Source organism: Gemmatimonadaceae bacterium (assembly GCA_036273715.1).
Taxonomy (GTDB): domain Bacteria; phylum Gemmatimonadota; class Gemmatimonadetes; order Gemmatimonadales; family Gemmatimonadaceae; genus JADGGM01.
Genome location: DASUHB010000015.1, coordinates 43,442 through 62,280, shown reverse-complemented (window position 1 = coordinate 62,280; position 18,839 = coordinate 43,442). Strand labels below are relative to the sequence as shown.

Annotated in this window: 15 protein-coding genes; 2 read left to right on the top strand and 13 right to left on the bottom strand. The window is 66.8% G+C overall.

Features of this window, described 5'->3' with window-relative positions; genetic code table 11:
- Positions 1 to 10: 10 nt before the first annotated feature.
- From VFW04_02975 to VFW04_02915, 13 genes are all read right to left on the bottom strand, one after another.
- Positions 11 to 985: a lysylphosphatidylglycerol synthase domain-containing protein gene (locus VFW04_02975; protein ID HEX5178271.1), complete on the bottom strand. Its 975-nt coding sequence runs from the start codon at positions 983 to 985 to the stop codon at positions 11 to 13.
- On the bottom strand, positions 963 to 2,132 hold the full coding sequence (locus VFW04_02970; GenBank protein HEX5178270.1) for a glycosyltransferase: 1,170 nt from the start codon (positions 2,130 to 2,132) through the stop codon (positions 963 to 965). Before VFW04_02970 ends, VFW04_02975 begins: the two co-directional genes overlap by 23 nt.
- 4 nt (positions 2,133 to 2,136) lie before the next feature.
- Positions 2,137 to 3,144, bottom strand: a complete 1,008-nt coding sequence (locus VFW04_02965; GenBank protein HEX5178269.1) for a glycosyltransferase — start codon at positions 3,142 to 3,144, stop codon at positions 2,137 to 2,139.
- Between the two features lie 27 nt (positions 3,145 to 3,171).
- Positions 3,172 to 4,629, bottom strand: coding sequence for an RNA polymerase factor sigma-54 (gene rpoN, locus VFW04_02960; protein ID HEX5178268.1), 1,458 nt, complete (start codon positions 4,627 to 4,629; stop codon positions 3,172 to 3,174).
- Positions 4,626 to 5,873: an LPS export ABC transporter ATP-binding protein gene (gene lptB, locus VFW04_02955; GenBank protein HEX5178267.1), complete on the bottom strand. Its 1,248-nt coding sequence runs from the start codon at positions 5,871 to 5,873 to the stop codon at positions 4,626 to 4,628. The genes rpoN and lptB overlap by 4 nt, the downstream gene beginning before the upstream one ends.
- A complete protein-coding gene (locus tag VFW04_02950; protein HEX5178266.1) occupies positions 5,870 to 7,297 on the bottom strand; it encodes a hypothetical protein in 1,428 nt (475 codons plus the stop codon). Before VFW04_02950 ends, lptB begins: the two co-directional genes overlap by 4 nt.
- Positions 7,294 to 7,851 (bottom strand): LPS export ABC transporter periplasmic protein LptC, encoded by a 558-nt coding sequence (gene lptC / locus VFW04_02945; GenBank protein ID HEX5178265.1) that lies wholly within the window; start codon positions 7,849 to 7,851, stop codon positions 7,294 to 7,296. Before lptC ends, VFW04_02950 begins: the two co-directional genes overlap by 4 nt.
- A complete protein-coding gene (locus VFW04_02940) occupies positions 7,851 to 8,807 on the bottom strand; it encodes a KpsF/GutQ family sugar-phosphate isomerase (GenBank protein ID HEX5178264.1) in 957 nt (318 codons plus the stop codon). Before VFW04_02940 ends, lptC begins: the two co-directional genes overlap by 1 nt.
- Before the next feature lies 1 nt (position 8,808).
- Positions 8,809 to 9,375: an HAD hydrolase family protein gene (locus VFW04_02935; GenBank protein HEX5178263.1), complete on the bottom strand. Its 567-nt coding sequence runs from the start codon at positions 9,373 to 9,375 to the stop codon at positions 8,809 to 8,811.
- The gene (gene kdsA, locus VFW04_02930) at positions 9,372 to 10,181 is read right to left on the bottom strand and encodes a 3-deoxy-8-phosphooctulonate synthase (GenBank protein ID HEX5178262.1); all 810 of its coding nucleotides are present in this window, start codon (positions 10,179 to 10,181) and stop codon (positions 9,372 to 9,374) included. The genes VFW04_02935 and kdsA overlap by 4 nt, the downstream gene beginning before the upstream one ends.
- Positions 10,182 to 10,187: 6 nt before the next feature.
- On the bottom strand, positions 10,188 to 11,864 hold the full coding sequence (locus VFW04_02925) for a CTP synthase (GenBank protein ID HEX5178261.1): 1,677 nt from the start codon (positions 11,862 to 11,864) through the stop codon (positions 10,188 to 10,190).
- A complete protein-coding gene (gene kdsB, locus VFW04_02920; protein HEX5178260.1) occupies positions 11,864 to 12,649 on the bottom strand; it encodes a 3-deoxy-manno-octulosonate cytidylyltransferase in 786 nt (261 codons plus the stop codon). The genes VFW04_02925 and kdsB overlap by 1 nt, the downstream gene beginning before the upstream one ends.
- 128 nt (positions 12,650 to 12,777) lie before the next feature.
- Positions 12,778 to 13,311 carry an AAA family ATPase gene (locus VFW04_02915; GenBank protein HEX5178259.1) on the bottom strand — a complete coding sequence of 178 codons (534 nt, stop codon included), beginning with the start codon at positions 13,309 to 13,311 and terminating at the stop codon, positions 12,778 to 12,780.
- An 88-nt stretch (positions 13,312 to 13,399) separates the two neighbouring features.
- On the opposite strand from VFW04_02915, the gene VFW04_02910 reads away from it, so the two are divergent.
- Both VFW04_02910 and VFW04_02905 read left to right on the top strand, forming a co-directional pair.
- Positions 13,400 to 13,828 (top strand): hypothetical protein, encoded by a 429-nt coding sequence (locus VFW04_02910; GenBank protein ID HEX5178258.1) that lies wholly within the window; start codon positions 13,400 to 13,402, stop codon positions 13,826 to 13,828.
- 3 nt (positions 13,829 to 13,831) lie between these two features.
- A complete protein-coding gene (locus VFW04_02905; protein HEX5178257.1) occupies positions 13,832 to 18,796 on the top strand; it encodes a DUF5724 domain-containing protein in 4,965 nt (1,654 codons plus the stop codon).
- Positions 18,797 to 18,839: the final 43 nt, after the last annotated feature.

The window sequence follows — 18,839 nt, the reverse complement described above, 5'->3', positions numbered from 1 at the left end:
CGCAACGCGGCTATCTCGTGCTTTCGATTGGGCCATCGGAACGTCTCGGGCGCATCCACTGGCGCGCCAGAAAAAGAACTGCGGGGACGATCTCGAGAATCGTGAGCCACACGCGCGACGACACGACGAGCAGTGTCGCCTGGCCGCCGGTGAAGCCGGCGCGCTGCAATCCGGCGAACATCACGATCTCCCGTACGCCGACCCCACCCGGCGCGATGAGCGCCAAAAACCCGGCGAGATAGGAGGCCGTGAAAACTGCGATGTAGGTGCCGACGGCGCCAGTCGCACCGCCGAGCACCCCCACGGCCATCACCAGAAACGCCACCCCGTATACAACCCACGATGCCGCGGAGATGAGTGCGGCGATCCAGATGGCCGTGTGCGGGATTCGGCCGAGCACGATCGGGCGGCGCAGGATGCGCCCGGCCATTCTGCCCAACCATGGAATGAGCTGCGGTGCGAGCAGCAAGCCGATGCCCAGGAGCGCGATCACCGCGATGCCCAACGCAGGCACGTGCAGTGCGCCGGCGCCGGTGAGCGCGAGCACCACGAAACCCGCCACGGTGTTGATGAGCGTCACGATGACCGCGGCGCCAGCGGCCGTGATGCCGGAAACGCCGCGCTCCTGAGCCATGACGGCCATCGAGCCCATCTGCCAGACTTTCCCGGGGATGTAGCGGCCGAGGTTGGAGACGCTCCAGATGCGCGCGCTTTCCCAGAAGCCGAGCCGGGGCGCGTCAGCGCCCCGCCGCTCCCCTTCCCAGCCGGCGAGCACGACGCGCCAGGCTTCGATGAGCAGTGCGTAGTTCGCGAGCACGATCGCGCCCGAGAGCGCGAGCACGCCCCATCGTGGGCGGGCCTCGTGCATGGCGGCGGTGACGGGCTGCCACTCGCGCACGAGTGCGTACGCCACGGCCACGACGACGGCGATGGCGAATACGATCTTGGCCCAGAACAGCAGCCTACGATTTCTTGGCGTGCTCAAGCGTGGAGCGATAGAGCATGGCGTAGCGGCGCGCCGCCGATTCCGGCGCGAACGACGCGAGCGCGTGCACGCGGCCGGCAGCGCCGAGCTCGTGTGCACGATCCGGATTCGCGAGTATGTCGTCGATGGCGCTCGCGAGGGCGGGCGCATCCAGGGGCGGCACGAGCACGCCCGTCTGGCCATTGCGCACGATGTCGCCGAGCCCGCCGGAGTTGGCGGCGATGACCGGTGTGGCGCAGATCTGCCCCTCGACGGCCACGAGGCCCAGCCCTTCGTCGATCGACGGCACGACCAGGGCGGCGGCGCGCTGATAGAACGGCGGCAGCGCGTCGTGCGGAAGCGCGCCGTGCCACCGGATGCGATCCGCCACGTGCAGCTCTCTCGCGTGCGCTTCGAGCGACGTGCGGTCGGGGCCGTCGCCGATGATGTCCACGGTGTAGGGCTGCTGTATCGCTGGCAGCGCATCGATGAGGGTGGACACGCCCTTCTGCGCGTTGAGGCGCCCAACGAACAACAGCCGATCGGTGGAGCGTTCGCTGCCCGGCGCGAAGAGCGTCGTATCGACGGGCATCGGCGCGACGACCGGCTTCAAGTTCGGCAGGACGGCGCCGGCTTCGCCCGCCAGCCAGTTGGACACGGCGGTCACGGCCGCCGAGTGCCGCAGGACGTGGCGGAACACCGGGCGGGCGCCGACGACGGTGCGTGCGAGGCGCACGTCGCTGCCGTGCAGCGTGGTGATGAGCGGCACGCCGGCCATCGATGCTACCCACGTGCCGACGAGTCCGCCGGGGAACCACCAGTGCGCGTGCACGAGGTCCGGCTGGAAGCGGCGGCCGGATCGGACCGCGCTCACGAATTCCGAGCCGAGGAAGCTGAGCATGGTGAGCCGTGCGCTCCAGGAATCGCGCACGTCCTGCGCCATGGTGCCGGTATAGGCGAGGCGCTCGAAGCGGCGCGGTGCATACCGGAACCGGTCGACGCCGACGCCGTCGAACTGTTCGGCGTCGGCCAGGCCCGGCGCCGCCGGCGCGACGACCTGCACGGTGATGCCTTCGGCCTCGAGGGCCTGGGCGAGGCGCAAGAGGAACGACCCCGCCGCATCGCCCGCGGTGCGCGGGAACGAGTGGGCGAGAAAGAGCACGCGCACGTGCCTAACCTCGCTCGACGTGGTCGTCGGCGCCGCCGCGCGCCTCGTCCACGCGGCGTTGAAGCTCGCGCAGCTCCGCGCGCTGGCCGGCGATCTGCTCGCCTAACAAGCCGGCGGCGAAGAAGATCGAGCCGAGAATGAGGCAGGTCTGGATCACCGTCCACACCGCACGCACGCCCACGTCGCGGAGGGCGAGCATGGCCAGGGCGACGATGCCGGCCAGCACCCCGATGATGAAGAGCGCCGCGCCCACCATGCCGAACAGCAGCAGCGGCTTCTGTCCGAAGCGCAGCTCGAACCACACCGCGAGCATGTCCAGGACGCCCACGGGGATGCGCGCGATGCCGAACTTGGAGCGTCCGGCGTGGCGCGGGTAGAGCGGCACCGGCACTTCCGTGACCGTGAAGCCCTGCGCGGCGGCGATCGCGATCATGTAGCGGTGCCAGTCCGGCCTAACGGGAATCGCGTCCATCACTTCGCGGCGGTAGGCTTTCACCGAATTGAGATCGCGCACCGGGAGGTCGAACAGCGCGCGGCTCAGCCCATTGTAGATGCGCGAGACGAACGCCTTCTCGTACTTGCCCTGTTTGTAGCCCGTCACCATGTCGGCGTCGCCGGCGAGGATCGGCGCGACGAGGCGCGGGATGTCCTCGGGCTTGTACTGCAGATCCGCGGGATAGAACACCATCACGCGGCCCTGCGCCTCGAGGTATCCGGTGCGCAACGCGTCGGCAATGCCGCGCCGCCGGCGGTGGCGCGCGATGCGCAGGAACGGATAGCGCGTGGCGAGCTCTTCGAGCACCGGCCAGGTCGCATCGATCGAGCCGTCGTCCACGACCACGACCTCGAACGACGCCGGCGCCGTTGCGAACGCGGCCGCGGCCTGCTCCATGAACAGGGGCAGATTCTCGGCTTCGTCCTTGGCGGGCACGAGCACGGACACGTCCACCGGCCGCTCGGGCAGCGCGTACGGGCGATCGAGGACCGACATGGCGGCCGGAGCGTTAGGCACGACGCCTCCGCCCCGCGAGGGCAGCGCTCATACGCGCTTGCGCATCCGGGCCGAGAGCACGCCTAACTGATCGCGGTACTTGGCCACGGTGCGCCGGGCGATCTGGACGCCGCTCTCCTTGAGGATGTTCACGATCGCCTGGTCGGTGAGCGGCCGCTTGGGGTCCTCGTCCGACACCAGCTTCTCGATCTGCGCCTTGATGCCGCGCGCCGAGACGTCTTCGCCGCCCGTGGTCGACAGGCCCGACGAGAAGAAGTACTTGAGCGGCAGCACGCCGCGCGGCGTCTGCACGAACTTCTCGTTGGTCACCCGGCTCACGGTGGACTCGTGCATGTTGATCACTTCCGCCACTTCGCGCAGCGTGAGCGGCTTGAGGTACTGCACGCCCTTCTCGAAGAAGTCGCGCTGCCGGTCGACGATGAAGTTCATCACCTTGAGCATCGTCTGCCGCCGCTGCTCGATGGCCTGAATCATCCAGTTGGCGGAGTTGAGCTTGTTGGAGATGAATTCCTTGTTCTCGCCGTCGAACTTCTTCTTGTCGCGGGCGATTTCCTGATACGCCTTACTGAGCTTGAGACGCGGGAGATTCGCGTCGTTCAGGAACACGTGATATTGCCCGTCGATCTTGTCGACCACCAGATCCGGGATGATGTAGTTGTCACCCGAGTCGCTGTACACGAGCCCCGGCTTGGGATCGAGCTTCGCGATTTCGTCGGCGGCTTTCTGCACGTCGGCCTGGCTGATGCCGAAGCGCTTGGAGATCTCGCTCCACCGGTGATTAATCAACTCGTCGAAGGAGTCGCGGACGAGCCGGTACGGCACTGACTGCTCGAGCCCCGCCTCGCGCAATTGCAGCAAGAGGCATTCGCGCAGGTCGCGCGCGCCGACGCCCGGCGGATCCAGGCTTTGAATCACGCCGAGCATTTCTTCGACTTCTTGATCGGTGTAGCTCGGCACGTCGTCCGGATCGCGATCGGATTCGGCGGCGTGGTTCTCGAGCACCTCGTTCACGCCCGCGCGAATGTCCGCGACGGAGCACGCGAGATAGCCGTCTTCGTTGATGTTGCCGATCACTTCGTCGGCCAGCAGCATCTGCCTGGGCGTGAGATCGAGCAGCGTGACCTGGTCGCGCAGGTGGTCGCCTAAATCTCGGCTGTCGACGGTGACCGGCTCGAAGTACTCCTTCTCCTCGCGCTCTTCCGGCTGGCCGCCCGTGTCGAAGCCATTGAGGAGAATTTCTTCCCAGTCGATTTCATCGGCGTCTTTCTTTTCTTCGGCGGGGGTTTCGGTCTCGGACGCCGTCTCCTCTTCTTCTTCCTCCTCGGGCTCCACCATCTCGAGGAACGGGTTGTTGAGGAGCTCCTGCTTGAGGTGTTGCTGGAGATCGAGCAGCGGCATGTACAACAGATCCATCGCCTGATAGAGGCGTGGATTGATCTTCAGCTCCTGACGGAGCTGCGTGGTCTGATGCATGCCGGTCTTCATGACACCTCGACGCTATCGTGCCGCAACGCGAAACGCGAGCGCAGGCGAGCCGTGAGCGTGGGCCCGAGATAGATGCGCGCCACTTCGTCATCGAACACCAGTTCTTGCACGCTCCCCGACACCTTCACTTGCCCATCGAACATGATGTATGCGCGGTCCACGATGTCCAGTGTCTGCTCCACATTGTGGTCGCTGATGAGGACTCCAATGTGTCGCTGGCGTAACCCGGCAACGATCGATTGAATATCGTGCACGGCGATGGGATCGACTCCCGCGAACGGCTCATCGAGCATCATGAATTTGGGCTGCGTGACCAACGCGCGCGTGATCTCGAGGCGCCGTCGCTCACCGCCCGACAACGAATACGCCTTGTTGCCCCGCAAGCGTTTGATGCCCAGCTCGTCCAGCAACTCTTCGAGCCGGCGATGCCGCTCTTCGGGTGTCAGCTTGAGCGTCTCGAGTATGGCGAGAATGTTTTCTTCGACCGTGAGCTTGCGGAATACGGACGGCTCCTGAGAAAGGTATCCGATGCCCTGTCGCGCGCGCTTGAACATGGGCATTTCCGTGATGTCGACACCGTCGAGGAGGATGCGACCCTCTTGCGGCGCGATGAGGCCGACGATCATGTAGAACGTGGTGGTCTTCCCTGCTCCGTTCGGGCCTAGGAGACCAACGATCTCCCCCTGTTGCAAGCGTAAGGCCACGTCGTTCACAACCTTCCGGCGGCGATACGATTTGACGAGTCCGATGGCTTCGAGGACGCTCGTCGACGGCTGCGGCGCGACGGCGATGTGGGCCCCGGTGCGCCGGAGCGCGGCCTGCTCGTCGATGTGGCGAAGCATCGGTCCGACCTGCGATGCTTTGATCTCCGCCCGGAACGGCTCGAGGGCGCGCCAGTAGCGATCGACGATGCGGATCAACGCGTCGGGCGACGTGAGCCCGGCCGGCGGCAGCATGATGAGCCCTTCGTTCACCAGCCGCGGCAAGACGGTTTTCGCCAGATGGCTCCGAACCTCGTCGAGGCTCAGGCGGCCGGCTTCGTGATCCGCGTCACCGCCCGCCTCGCGGACCATCGCGAGATGGACGTCGCGATACTGAATGGCCACGTCGTTGAACGACGCTTCGCCGGTGTCGCGTGCCGCGGTGACCAGCGCTTTCATCGCGAGCGCCACCGAACGATCGCCGCGCGATTTTTCTTCGATGAACCGCTCGACCTCTTCGGGGAGATGCATCGAATCGCTCATCGGAACGCCCCTCCCCGTGCCGTGTCCGCCTTCGCCTTCGGCGCCCGGTTAGGCGACTTGACGGCGGCGGTGTCCGCGCCGCCCTTCTTCGTCGTGTCGCGCGGCGGCTTCGCCGGATCGAGGTAGACGCCGGTCGCCTGTCCCTTGATCGTGACCGTCTGTACTTCGCGATTCACGAACGCCACCTGGATCCGATCGCCGCGCACATAATTGATCGAGGGGCCGATCGCCGTCGTGTCCTTCGATGCGATCTGGTAGAACGATCGCGCATGTCCGAAGGAGATGAGCCGCTCGATTTGCGGTTGCGTCGACGTGTCCGCGAGCGCTTTGGCCGAGCTGTCGAAGTAGGCGTAGATGGTATCGCCCCGCAACCAATCGTGTTCGCTCGTGTGAATCTTCGTGGTGTCCGGAGCGCTCTGCGCGTACGCGTTGCGCAGCGCGTGGATTTCGCGCAGCCGTTGGTCCGGCATCCGCACGTCGAGCGAGTCGGCGACCATGTCGTAGGTTGGATTGAAGGCGTGCGCGCGACTCTTTCCCCACGCGTGCACGCGTTGGAGCCGGCCCTGCGCCATCGCAAAGTCGAGTGTGTCGCCGGTGAGCGTCGCATCCTTGCTCACGCTCTTGGCGTTGCCGCGCGAGACGACGCGATCGATGGCCTTGTTGCGACCGTACAGATCGATGAGGTCGCCGGTGAGGGTGAACGTCCGGTCGCCGCGGGCCTTGATCACCGGGTGCTTCATCAATCGCGCGAATTCGGTGGCGCTGTTCATTGCCGCCGAATCACCGGTGGCGATGACATCGGTGCGCGTGATGATGACGTGCATCGAGGCATACGTGAGCGTGTCGCCTTCCATGTCGACCGAATTGGCGACGACGGTCATCGGCTGCGAGGGCTTCCCGGTGGAATCGCGCTCGATGATCGTGATCGTCGGCCGGCCGGTGGCCACCATCCTCGCCTCGGAGCGGATGTTCGGCGCCACGCGATAGTAGTCGACGTGCGGGCCGTCCAGCGTCGTGCCGCTCGGCAGGACCGCGTGCACCTTGCCGTCGGCCACGAGGTGTTCGTCGGTCTGGTAATAGTCGGCGAGCTCGGAGTCTTCCGTTAGGCGGGGCTCCGTGTAGTGCACGTGGCCGATCAGGTGGAGCAGCTTCTGGTCGCCATAGTTCTCGGCGCTGTCGGAGATGAGCGTCATATTCTGGGCCGGACACCGCGCGATCACGCCGCCGCCCAGGAACGTGTTATACTGGCCGCTCGGCAACTTCGTGGCCGAGACGCGTGGCGGGCTCGCGGAATCGCGCGCCGCGTACACGAGCTGGCACTGGCCCGACGGCGCGGGCGCCTGCGACGATTGCTGCGCCGCGATCGGCGCCGCGCCGATGGCGGCCGCGACCGCGATCATCCAGCACGCACGCATCGGGCTCACGGCGATGTCCCGCTCGACGGCAGCGTGAACGTGCCGCCTCCCGTAATCACGCGCTTGACGTGCAGGTTGGTCATGTTCGGATCCGAGGTGAATCCGATGCCGCGCATGACGCCCGTCGGCTGCGTGAGGACGAAGGCGCTGTCGCTGCTGATGAGATTCGTCTGCTGATTGTAGTCGAGCAGCGACGTCTCGAGGCGCTTGTTGTCCGTCGTCACGACGACGACGTTCTTGCGCGCCTGCATGGTGCCGCGCGCCGAATTGTAGGTGCCTTCGAGCGATGTGAGCACCGCGTTTTGGACGCCCGTGGCGGTATAAAACGTCGTCTTCTCGTTGCGGGCTTCGATGCGCGTGCTGCCGTCGAAGAAGTACGCGGTGTCCGCCTGCAGCTTGGCGCGGAGCAATCCCTGGTCGGTGATCATGGTCGACACGCCGAACATCACCTGATCGGCGGAATCGGCGAGCGGATTCGCCGACGTCACCTTGGGCTCGGTGCCGTTGGAGCACGCGGCGGCCACGGCCACGATGCCTAACGCGACGGTCCAGCCGCGCCGCATCACGAGATGCCCGCGCGCATGAGATCGTGCAGGTGCACCATTCCCACCATGCGGTCGTCGCCGTCGAGGACGGGCATCGCCATGATGCCGAATTTCTCCATGCGGAACACGACCGCACTGCCCAGCTCGTCTGCGCGGGCAGTTTTCGGCTGTGCGTTCATGACGTGATCGACAAGCACGGCAAACACGTCTCCGTCGCGCTCCATGAGCCGTGTGAGGTCGCCGGCGGTCACGACGCCCAACACGCGCTGACTCTCATCGACCACCGCGACCGTGCCGCGCCGCTTGGCCAGCAGGACCACGGCCTCCCGCATGGACGACCCCGGTTTGAGCATCGGCAGTGCATCCGTCACCATCACATCGCAGACCCGGGTGAGCAAGCGCTTGCCCAGCGACCCGCCTGGATGCAGCCGCGCGAAATCCTCGCGGCGGAATCCCTTGCGTTCGAGCAGCGTCACGGCCAGCGCATCGCCCATCGTGAGCGCAGCCGTGGTGCTGGTGGTGGGCGCGAGATCGTGCGGGCATGCCTCCTCGCGAACCCAGGTGTCGAGGACCACGTCGGCCTGCCGGCCGAGCAGCGAGTCGTGCGCGCCGACGATGGCGATGATGCTTACGCCTAACCGGCGAAGTTGTTCCAGCAGCGGGAACAGCTCCTCGGTGGCGCCGCTCTTCGAGAGCAGGATGGCCACGTCGGACGGCCCGACGATGCCCAGATCCCCGTGCACGCTCTCGACCGGGTGCAGGAACATGGCGGGCGTACCCGTGGACGTGAGCGTCGCCGCGATCTTGCGTCCGATGAGTCCCGATTTGCCGACGCCGGCGACAATCACCCGTCCCGTGCACGCCGCCAGGAGCTCGATCGCCGCCTCGAACGGCGCGCCGAGGCCCTGCTCGATCTGCTCGAGCGCTTCTCGCTCCATGCGGAAGACCCGGCGTCCGCGGTCGACGATGTCCATCTCAGAGCGTCGTCTCGAGCGTGACTTCCCCGCGCGCCGCAAGGTAGAGTTCGAGCGCGCGCTCCCAGTCGCCGCGCGCGCGCAAGAGCACCTCGGCGAATTCGCGCACGGCGCCGCGTCCGCCGGCGCGCTCCAATTGCAGCGCGCACATCTCGCGAACGATCGGCACGGCATTGCCAACGGCAACGGGGAGCCCTACCTCGCGCAGGATCGGCAAATCGGGAATGTCGTCGCCCACGAAGGCGGTCTCCTGTGCCGTGACGCCGTGTCGCTCGAGCACGCGGCGCAACGCCGGAAGCTTGCGTGCTAACGCATCCTGCGCGACGTCATCCATGCGCAGCTCCTTGCCGCGCAGCCGCACGCTCTCGGAGACGCGCCCGGTGACGATCACCACCTTGAGCCCGACGTTGCGCAGCAGCTCGATGCCGAGTCCGTCCTGCACGTCGTAGCGCTTGAACTCCATGGCCGCGCCCGCCACATCGCCGAGGTAGATGCCGCCGTCGGTGAGGACGCCGTCCACGTCGAGACCGACGAGCTTGATGCGTCGGGCGAGGGCCGGGTCGATCACTGGCGGCACGTATCCCATACGGCGATGAGCTGGCGCACGAGCGCATCGAGCTCGGACAACGGCAGCATGTTCGGTCCGTCGCTCGGCGCATTGTCGGGATCGGGGTGCGTCTCGATGAACACGCCGTTGGCGCCGGCGGCCACCGCCGCGCGCGCGAGCGCGGGAATGTGTTCGCGGACGCCGCCGCTCGCGCCGCCTTCGCCTTTTCCCGGCTGCTGCACGCTGTGCGTGGCATCGAACACCACGGGCGCCGAGCAGGCGGCGGTGAGGCGGGCGAACGAACGCATGTCGACCACGAGATCGCCGTAGCCGAAGAACGTGCCGCGCTCGGTGATCGCGACCTCCGGCCGCCTAACGCCGGCCTTACGCACCTTCTCGGCGGCGCCGCGCATTCCTTCCGGGTGCATCCACTGCCCTTTCTTGATGTTCACGGGCTTGCCCGTCGACCCCGCGGCAAGGAGGAGGTCCGTCTGGCGACAGAGGAACGCCGGTATCTGGAGGACGTCCACCACCTCGGCGGCCGTCGCGCACTGGTCGGGCTCGTGGACGTCCGTTAGGACAGGCAGGCCCGTGCGGCTCTTCACGCGGTCGAGCGCGGTCAGGCCTTCGTCGAGTCCCGGTCCCCGGTGCGCCGCGCGATTCGAGCGATTGGCTTTGTCGAAGCTCGCCTTGAAGATGATGCCGCCCGGCACGCGCTCGGCCAGCGCCGCGAGGTGGTCGGCGACGCGAAAATTCAGTTCGTCGGACTCGACGACACAGGGACCGGCGATGAGGAACAGTCGATCGGACGGGAATCGTTGCGTCACGTCGTATCAGGTGGAAGTGGCGGCGCGCGCGCCGCGCGCGGCATCGCGAGACTCGCCGCGCAGGCGCTTCGCGTGCAGCGCCGCGCCGACGAATCCGGCGAACAGCGGGTGCGGGCGCGTTGGGCGCGACTTGAGCTCGGGATGGAACTGGCAACCCACGAACCATGGATGATCGGGGAGCTCGATGATCTCGACCAGCGAGCCGTCGGGCGAGAGCCCGCTGAACCGCACGCCGTGCTTCTCGAACAGGTCGCGATACGCGTTCGAGAACTCGTACCGGTGGCGGTGCCGCTCGCTGATGTCCGACGCATCGTACGTCTCGGCGACCAACGAGCCGGGTTTCAGCCGGCAGGGGTAGGCGCCTAACCGCATCGTGCCGCCCATGTCGGTGATGTGCTGCTGCGACTCCATGAGCGAGATCACGGGATCGGCGCACTCCGGCGCGAACTCGCTCGAGTGCGAGTCGTCGAGGTTGCACTTGTGCCGCGCGAACTCGATCACCGCGACCTGCATGCCGAGGCAGATGCCGAAGAACGGCATGCCGCGCTCGCGCACCCACCGGATGGCTTCGACCATGCCTTCGATGCCGCGCACGCCGAATCCGCCCGGCACCAACAGGCCGTGCACCGGGCCTAACAATTCGGCGGCACGTTCGGGGGCGGTAAACAGGTCGCTCGAGATCCAGCGGATGTCGACGCCGACATCGTTGGCGATGCCGCCATGAATCAGCGCTTCGTGCACGCTCTTGTAGCTGTCCACGAGATCCGTGTACTTGCCTACGACGGCGATGCGCACGCGTTCGCTGGGCGAGGTGATGCGACCCACCATCTCCCGCCACGCCGAGAGGTCGGGCGCCTTCCCGCCTAACCCGAGGCGCGTCACCACACGCTCGTCCATTCCCTGCTCGGCGAACGCCAGCGGAATTTCGTAAATGGTGGGCACGTCGCGGCTCTCGATGACCGAGCCGAAATCGACGTTACAGAACAACGCGATTTTGCGTTTGACGTCTTCCGACAGCGGACGCTCGGCACGGCAGACGAGGATGTCGGGCTGGATTCCGATTTCCATGAGCTCGCGCACCGAGTGCTGCGTCGGCTTCGTCTTCACTTCGCCGGCGGCGCTGATGAACGGCACCAGCGTAAGATGCACGAAGAGCGCGTTCTCGCGGCCGATCTCGTGGCGGAACTGGCGGATGGCTTCGAGGAATGGCAGCGATTCAATGTCGCCGACGGTGCCGCCGATCTCGACGATCACGACATCGTTGTCGGGCGCGATACGCTTCATCGCCGCCTTGATCTCATCGGTGATGTGCGGGATCACCTGCACTGTCGAGCCCAGGTATTCGCCGCGCCGTTCCTTGCTGATCACGTTCAGGTACACGCGACCTGTCGTGACGTTGTTGGATTGCGAGAGCGCGCGGTCGATGAATCGCTCGTAGTGGCCGAGATCGAGGTCCGTTTCCGCGCCGTCATCGGTGACGTACACCTCGCCGTGTTGGAACGGCGACATGGTGCCGGGGTCGACGTTGATGTACGGATCGAACTTCATCATCGTCACGCGCAGTCCGCGTTCCACGAGCAGTCGCCCGAGCGACGCGGCGGCGATGCCTTTGCCGAGCGACGAGACGACGCCGCCCGTCACGAAGATGTACTTCGTCGTGTGCTGCGGTGCATTCGATGGCATTACCGGTGCCTCGCGGTGAAGTCAGACCAGCGCGCATTCGCGCGTTCCAGATCGTCCTCGGTATCGATGCTCGGCTCGGGCGGCGTGCTGACGAGCGCGACGCCCATGGCCATGCCGGCCGCGAGCGGCCGGAGCTGCTCCAATCGCTCGATGCGTTCGAGCGGGTGCGGCGGCAGCGCGACCCACTGTGCGAGCGCTGCCGGCGTGTACGCGTATACGCCGAGATGGCGGCGGATCATTCCGCGCGCGAGGTGCTGCGTGCCGTCGCCATTGCCGCCCATGCGTTCGCGTGCGAATGGAATTGCCGCCCGGGAAAAGTACAGCGCGCGCCCGTCGTCGGCACACACCACTTTGACGACGCTGGGCTGGTCGAGGATTGCAGGGTCGTCCGGGATGGCGACCGTACCGAGCGGGAAGCCGCGCTCGCGGACCATTTCGACCGCGCCGGTGAGGGTTTCGGCGGTGACGAAGGGTTCATCGCCCTGCACGTTGAGGATGACGTCGAACCGTCGGGCGGCGAGCTCGGGGCGCGCGACGACTTCGGCGACCCGATCTGTGCCCGATGGGTGTGTCTGGGCGGTGAGCACGCAGTGGGCGCCGGCGTCACGTGCAGCAGCGGCGACGTCCTCGTGGTCGGTGGCGATGATGCAGTCGTCGGCGACGCCGAGATCGTACACGCGTTGCCAGACGCGGACGACGAGAGGAGAGCCGCCGAGGAGGCGGAGCGGCTTGCGGTGGAGCCGGGTGGCGCCGAGACGGGCTGGGATGACCGCGAGAGTGGTCACGGTCGCTCGATGGGAGCGGGTCGCAATGCAAGATTCACGCCATGCAATATACAGTGAACGCGCAAAAGAAACCAGGCTGAAAAGCACGCGTGCCGCTGGGGCGTTCGGAAGCCCTCCGTTAGGCGCGGCTAGAGGCGGAACCGTCCTTCCGCGACGCCACGCAGAATCGCCGTCGCGTGCTCGGCTGGAGACATGGCGTCGTCGGAGAGGATGTGGTGCGGGACCTGGTCGAAGTCGCGGTACAACTCGCTATAGAGCGAGTAATCGGCGATACTCCCGTCCGCGCGGGCCTTTGCCCGCGCCGCGCACACCTGCTCCGGCGGCCGCAACACCACGTAGTCGAGCGGTACCTCTCGCATCGCGGCGACCTTCCGCACCGTCTCGAGAAACCAGGGCGGAATCGAGAAATCGAGAATGACGTGCGATCCGCCTGTCGCATACGGAATGGCAGCCGCGATCATCGCCGACATGATCGTGCGAATTCGCTTCTGCGCCGGCCCCGGCGCGCCCTTCGCGTAGAACGACCAGAAGACATCGCCCTCGATCAGCACCACCTCGTCCGTTAGGAGGCGAACCAGCTCGCGCGCGACCGTGCTCTTGCCGGATCCGACGGGACCGGAGAGAATGAGGATCGGCTTCGGCATACGCCCGAAGTTAGCCACCGGCCTCCTGCTGTCCAGCAAGAATTCCGTTCTGATCGCACGGTGACGGCGACGCCCGCCAAAGTGTCCTTGCACTGAGGCTCATGGCATGTTCATCGAGACACGCGTCCTGGCGAAAAAACCTCGCGCGTTCGACCGCTGGTCGATTCCCGTCCCGCCGCGAACGGGTGACGGCGGCGACGACGCGCTGACGTTGCGGGCGCTCATCACGGGCGTGGTCCGCGGCGAGGTCGCGGCGTTCGACGAGCGCCAGCGACAGAGGCGCCTGATGCGCGTGCTATCAGCGTCCGACATCGCCGGTGGCGCGGCCGTCGGCAAGATCGATTCGGGCGGACGCCCCAGTGCTCCGGTTGCCGACCCCGATTCAGCGGTCGGCGCCGCGCTCCAGGGCTTCGAAGATGGACTCTACCTGGTCGTGCTCGACGGCGTCGAGCAGCGCGATCTCGATGCCCAGGTCTACCCGAACGACTCGAGTACCCTCGTCTTCGTCCGTCTCACCTTCCTGGCCGGCGCCTAACGCATGGACAACGAGCACATCCAGGCCGAGTTGGCCGCCAAGCGACAACCCGGTTCGTTGCTGGCCCGCCTAACCGGCATCAAGCAGCAGGCCGCGGCGCTCGTCGGTGCCGCCGTGCCACCCACGGTGCGCGCGATGCTCGAGCAGGCGCTCCAGACGTCGGAGTATTCGCGGCACGCCGTGATCGCCCGCAACCGCGCAGAGTTAGGCGCGCAGCTCGGTGCACTCGGCGACGACGGCTGGCGCCGCCTGGCTCAGACCCTTCTGCCGCGCGTGGAATCCAGCGTCGCGTGCGCGCTCGACGGCCTCGTTCGCCGTCCTTACACCGAGGGCCTAACGCGCCGGCCGTTCCGCGCGCCGCACTCGCGGGTGACGCTGGCGACCATTCGCGGCCGGTGGCTGGCAAGCGTTGCCCTGCTCCTCGGCGACTACGACGCGGACATCGTGTGGATCGCCGAGCACGCGGCGCATCTGGCGGGATGGTCGGGCGCGGTCGATCTGGGTTGGTTGCTCGCCGGCGCGATCGATTCGGGTGGCGCTACGGGCGACGCCGTGTTCGAAATCTTGGCTGCGACGGTGCGCGGCGACCATCCGACGTCGCAAATGGGTCGGCACGTCACCCAGGCTCTCCTGAGCTGCGCGCGCCCTGACGCCTGGCAGCTCGTCGAGCGGTTGCTGCTTGCGGCGCAGCGAGAGGAAGGACTGCGCCAGATCATTCTCGAGAGCGTCGACGAGTCGCACCCCGCGGCATTTCGCCGCCTCGTCACCGTCATCCGCGAACACAACCTGGCCCGATTCTCATCCGTCATTCGCGCCGCGGACACGTGGTTCGGTTTCCTCTGGGATGGCACGTCGCAGGTCAAGATCGATGGCCTGCTCGGCCGCGTGCTCGCGCTGCTCGATGATGACGCCGCCCAAGCCGCCGCGCTGAACGGCGACGACGCCGAATCTGCGTACCTTGCACTCTGGTGTGTCGCGTTCCACAACGTCGAGGCGGCCCTTCCGTTGGCGGCCAACCTCGCATCATCGGGCTCGGAATCGATGCGGTTCGTCGCGGCACATATCCTCGTGCAGTCCGCGTGGCCGAGCGCGTTCGATAGTTTGAGCCATCTGTTAGGCGACGCCGATTTGCGGGTTGCCGCGCGGGCGCTCGACGGATTTTTCGCGGACCGGTCGAAGCACGCGGACGTCGCACAGATGTTCGGTCGCCTGGAGCAGCTCATCGCGCGAATTCCCAAGCGCGGCCAGCACCTCGACGCGCTTGTCTGGCCGTGGTGGAAGCGTACGCTCGAGCGCTCACACGTTGCGGCGGCGATGGTCGTTCACGCTGCCCACATTCCGGGCGACCGCCTCCTGCCGCACGTTCGGGACCTCAACGCCGATGGTCGCGCCGCCTTTCTGCGCGGCGTTGCCGGCCTCGCCGCGCACCGCATGCGAGGCCAGCCCGAATCGAAGAGACGGCCGCTGTCGGCCGGCGAGCGCGCCCTCGCGATCGACTTGCTCGGCGATGCGTCCGAACCGGTGCGCTCGACGGCCTACCACGTGCTCGACGCGTTGCCGCTCGAGAGTGATGAGGTCGAACGCATCGTCACCCTTCTCGATCGAAAGGCGAGCGACCTGCGCGCGCGATCGCTGACCCGATTGCGCGCGCTGTCCGATGCGGCCCTGTTGAACGCGGCGGACCGCCTGCTCGCGGATACGAGCGAGACGCGACGGCAGGCCGGCTTGGAGTTGTTGCGCGATGCCATGGAGAAGAAACGCTCGCTGGCAGCGGTGCGCGCGCGCATGGAACGATACCGTGCGGTGCGGCAGACGCTCTCGAAGCAGGAAGAAGTGCACGTCGCGGCGGTTCTAACCGAGCCGACGGTCGCCAGTACAGAAAATGCACTCGGGCTGATCGATCCGCGCGCGATGCAAGCGTGGCCCGAGCCGAAACGCCGGAAGGTGAAGGTCGACAGCGCGGGCGCGCGCGCGTCGGTGGCGGCGCTCGCCGAGCTCATCGTGGCCAACGCCGAAACGGAGATTCGTCGGCCTAACGGAGAAGTCGTGTTGTTGCCGCAGTCGGTCGGTTGGTCGTTCGGGCCTCGCAAGCGGGAAGACATCGAGAATGGCGGCACGGGCGTCCCACTCGTCGACGTCTGGCGCACGTGGGCGCGGAGCCGGCCGGCGGCGCTCCGCGACGACGACGGGCTCGAATTGCTGCGCGCGCTCGTGCCGGACGATGACAGCGAGGTGTGGAAGAGCGCTCCTGTGCAGAAGCTGCGCGATGGGAACATGAAGCACATGCACAACGCGCTCATGCACGGACTGCTCGCGTGGAGCGTTGCCTGGGATCCGCCCGCCCACGGATTCGAGTTTCTCGTGAGCGGCCTCGAGTCGGCGGTCGCTGCGATCGACGCCGACGAGTATGCGGAGTTGGAGAATGATGCTGCGGCTTCGAACGTCTGGCACTATGGGGCGGCCGACCAGAAGCGGCCGGTGCAGCGAAAATTGAATCACGTGCAGCTGTGGCTGAATCGCGCGCGCTGGTGGCGGTCGCTCTTTCCGAAAACAGTGCAGCCGGAGGCTGCTGGATCCTTGTACGGCACCCTCCGTACGCTGGAGACGCGTTCGCGCGGGCACGTCCGGATGCGCATCGGTCTCGACGATTTCCTGAGCGTATATCGCGCGAATGCCCTTCGAGACCCGTGCGCCGAGTTGACTGATTTGCTCGTTGGGCGGTGGACGGATCAAATGACGTCGAATCTCCTGCGCGTCGTATCGACCAGACGTCCGCCCAATGCCCTTGCCGAGCACCCGGAGCTGGTGGACGTAGTGGATCGGTGCCGTCGTCGCATGGTCGAGGTCGAATGCGAACGCGGCGATCGGCCGACGGCCGTGTCGCGCCACGTGATGGAACTGCGGTGGACCGGCGGCCTCGAGACGCTCGCGCGCGCGCTGCCCGCGTTAGGCAAGACGCATTTCGCCCGCAACTTCGGCTGGTCGCGGATGGGCGAAGCGCGGCAGGAGTCGTTGAGCCATCTGGTGGTGCGGAGCTTTCCGCGGCCCGAGGACACGCCGGACGCCTTTGCGGCGTGGGCGAGATCGGCGAGGATCCCGCAGTCGCGGCTGGTCGAGCTCGCGGTGTATGCGCCGCAATGGGCCGCCCACGTCAATCACGTGCTCGAGTGGCCCGGCCTCGAGGACGGGGTATGGTGGATCGAAGCGCATACGAAGGACGGCCGTTCCTGGCAGCTGCGAGATCTCAAAGACGAATGGGCCGCTGGTGCGGGCGAGCACACGCCCCTCTCGGCCGACGAGTTGACGGAGGGCGCGGTGGACGTCGCGTGGTTCGAGCGGATTTACACGGCGTTGGGCGCGGACCGCTGGCGGGTGCTGTACGGGGCCGCGAAGTATGCGGCGAGCAGTGGCGGTCACTCCCGCGCCCAGCTCTTTGCCGACGCGATGTGCGGGGCGATCACGCGCGAGGCAATGCTCGGACGGATCGATGGCAAGCGCCACCAGGACTCGGTGCGTGCGCTCGGGTTGCTGCCGCTCGCGGCCGGCGCCGCGGGGAAACGCGATGTGCTCGAGCGCTACATCCGCCTCGAGAACTTCCGGCGCGAGTCGCGCAAGTTTGGATCGCAGCGGCAACAGAGCGAGAAGCGCGCGGTGACCATCGGGCTGGCAAACCTTGCGCGCACCGCGGGCTATCGCGATCCCCAACGGTTGACGTGGGCGATGGAACAACAAGCGGTCGCTGACCTGGTGCGCGGCCCGCTGATGGTGACGCGCGGCGACGTCACGCTTACGTTAGGCATCGACGGCGACGGCGTGCCGTCGCTCGCCATCCAGAAAAACGGCAAGACCCTCAAGGCGCTCCCCGCCTCGCTCAAGACGGATGACGATGCGCAGGAGCTCAGGGAGCGGCTGCAGGAGCTCAAACGCCAACGATCGCGCGTGCGCGCGGCGCTCGAGGAGGCGATGTGCCGCGGCGACGCGTTTACGCCTGCTGAGTTAGGCACGCTGCTCCAACATCCGATCCTCGCGCCGTCCATCGCGCGCCTCGTATTCGTGGGCGACGGCTCGGCCGGGTATCCGGCGGAGGGCGGTCGCGCGCTGCTGGACGGCGCCGGCGCGACCCACGTGTTGGGCAACGCGGAACAGGTGCGCATTGCGCATCCCCATGATCTGTTCGCGAGGGGAGACTGGTCGACCTGGCAGCGCGAGTGCTTCCGGGCCGAGCGCGTGCAGCCGTTCAAGCAGGTCTTTCGCGAACTGTATCCGATCATCGACAGCGAGCGCGGAGTGCAGCGGTCGCGCCGGTACGCCGGGCATCAGGTCAATCCGCGACAGGCGCTCGCGCTGCTCGGCGGCCGTGGCTGGCTCGTGTCGCCGGATGAAGGCGTGAGCCGGACCTTCCACGATGCGGGCCTAACGGCACGGCTGGGGTTCGACGAGGCGTTCTTTACTCCTGCGGATATCGAGGGATTGACGCTCGCCGAGGTCGCGTTCACGAAGAAAGCGGACGGAGCGCCCCTGCCTCTCGACCAGATCCCGCCGCGCGTGTTCAGCGAGACGATGCGGGATCTGGATCTCGTGGTGAGTGTGGCGCACAGCGGCGGTGTCGATCCCGAGGCAACGGCCTCGACCGTCGAGATGCGCGCTACGCTCATTGGCGAGACGTGCCAGTTGCTCGGGCTCGACAACGTCGAGCTGAAAGCGCATCACGCCATCGTACGTGGCCAGCTCGGCACGTATTCGGTGCACTTGGGCAGTGCCGGTGTGATGCTCATGCCGGCGACGGCGATCCCGATAGTGGCCGTGCATTCGCAGCATCGCGGCCGGCTCTTTCTTCCGTTCGCCGACGATGATCCGCGGACGGCGGAAGTCTTGTCGAAGGTGTTGCTGCTCGCTCGGGATGGCTCGATACACGACGCGAACATTCTCGATCGCATCCGCTCGGCGAGCGGCACGTTGCGCGATTGATCGCCGGCGGCATCGCCCTGTCTTGCGCCGACGGCGCGAGGCG

Coding starts and splice junctions, on each gene's coding strand:
- VFW04_02905 (HEX5178257.1), top strand. CDS start 13,832: ATGGACAACGAGCACATCCAGGCCGAGTTGGCCGCCAAGCGACAACCC.
- VFW04_02910 (HEX5178258.1), top strand. CDS start 13,400: ATGTTCATCGAGACACGCGTCCTGGCGAAAAAACCTCGCGCGTTCGAC.
- rpoN (HEX5178268.1), bottom strand. CDS start 4,629: ATGAAGACCGGCATGCATCAGACCACGCAGCTCCGTCAGGAGCTGAAG.
- lptC (HEX5178265.1), bottom strand. CDS start 7,851: ATGCGGCGCGGCTGGACCGTCGCGTTAGGCATCGTGGCCGTGGCCGCC.
- VFW04_02940 (HEX5178264.1), bottom strand. CDS start 8,807: ATGGACATCGTCGACCGCGGACGCCGGGTCTTCCGCATGGAGCGAGAA.
- lptB (HEX5178267.1), bottom strand. CDS start 5,873: ATGAGCGATTCGATGCATCTCCCCGAAGAGGTCGAGCGGTTCATCGAA.
- VFW04_02925 (HEX5178261.1), bottom strand. CDS start 11,864: ATGCCATCGAATGCACCGCAGCACACGACGAAGTACATCTTCGTGACG.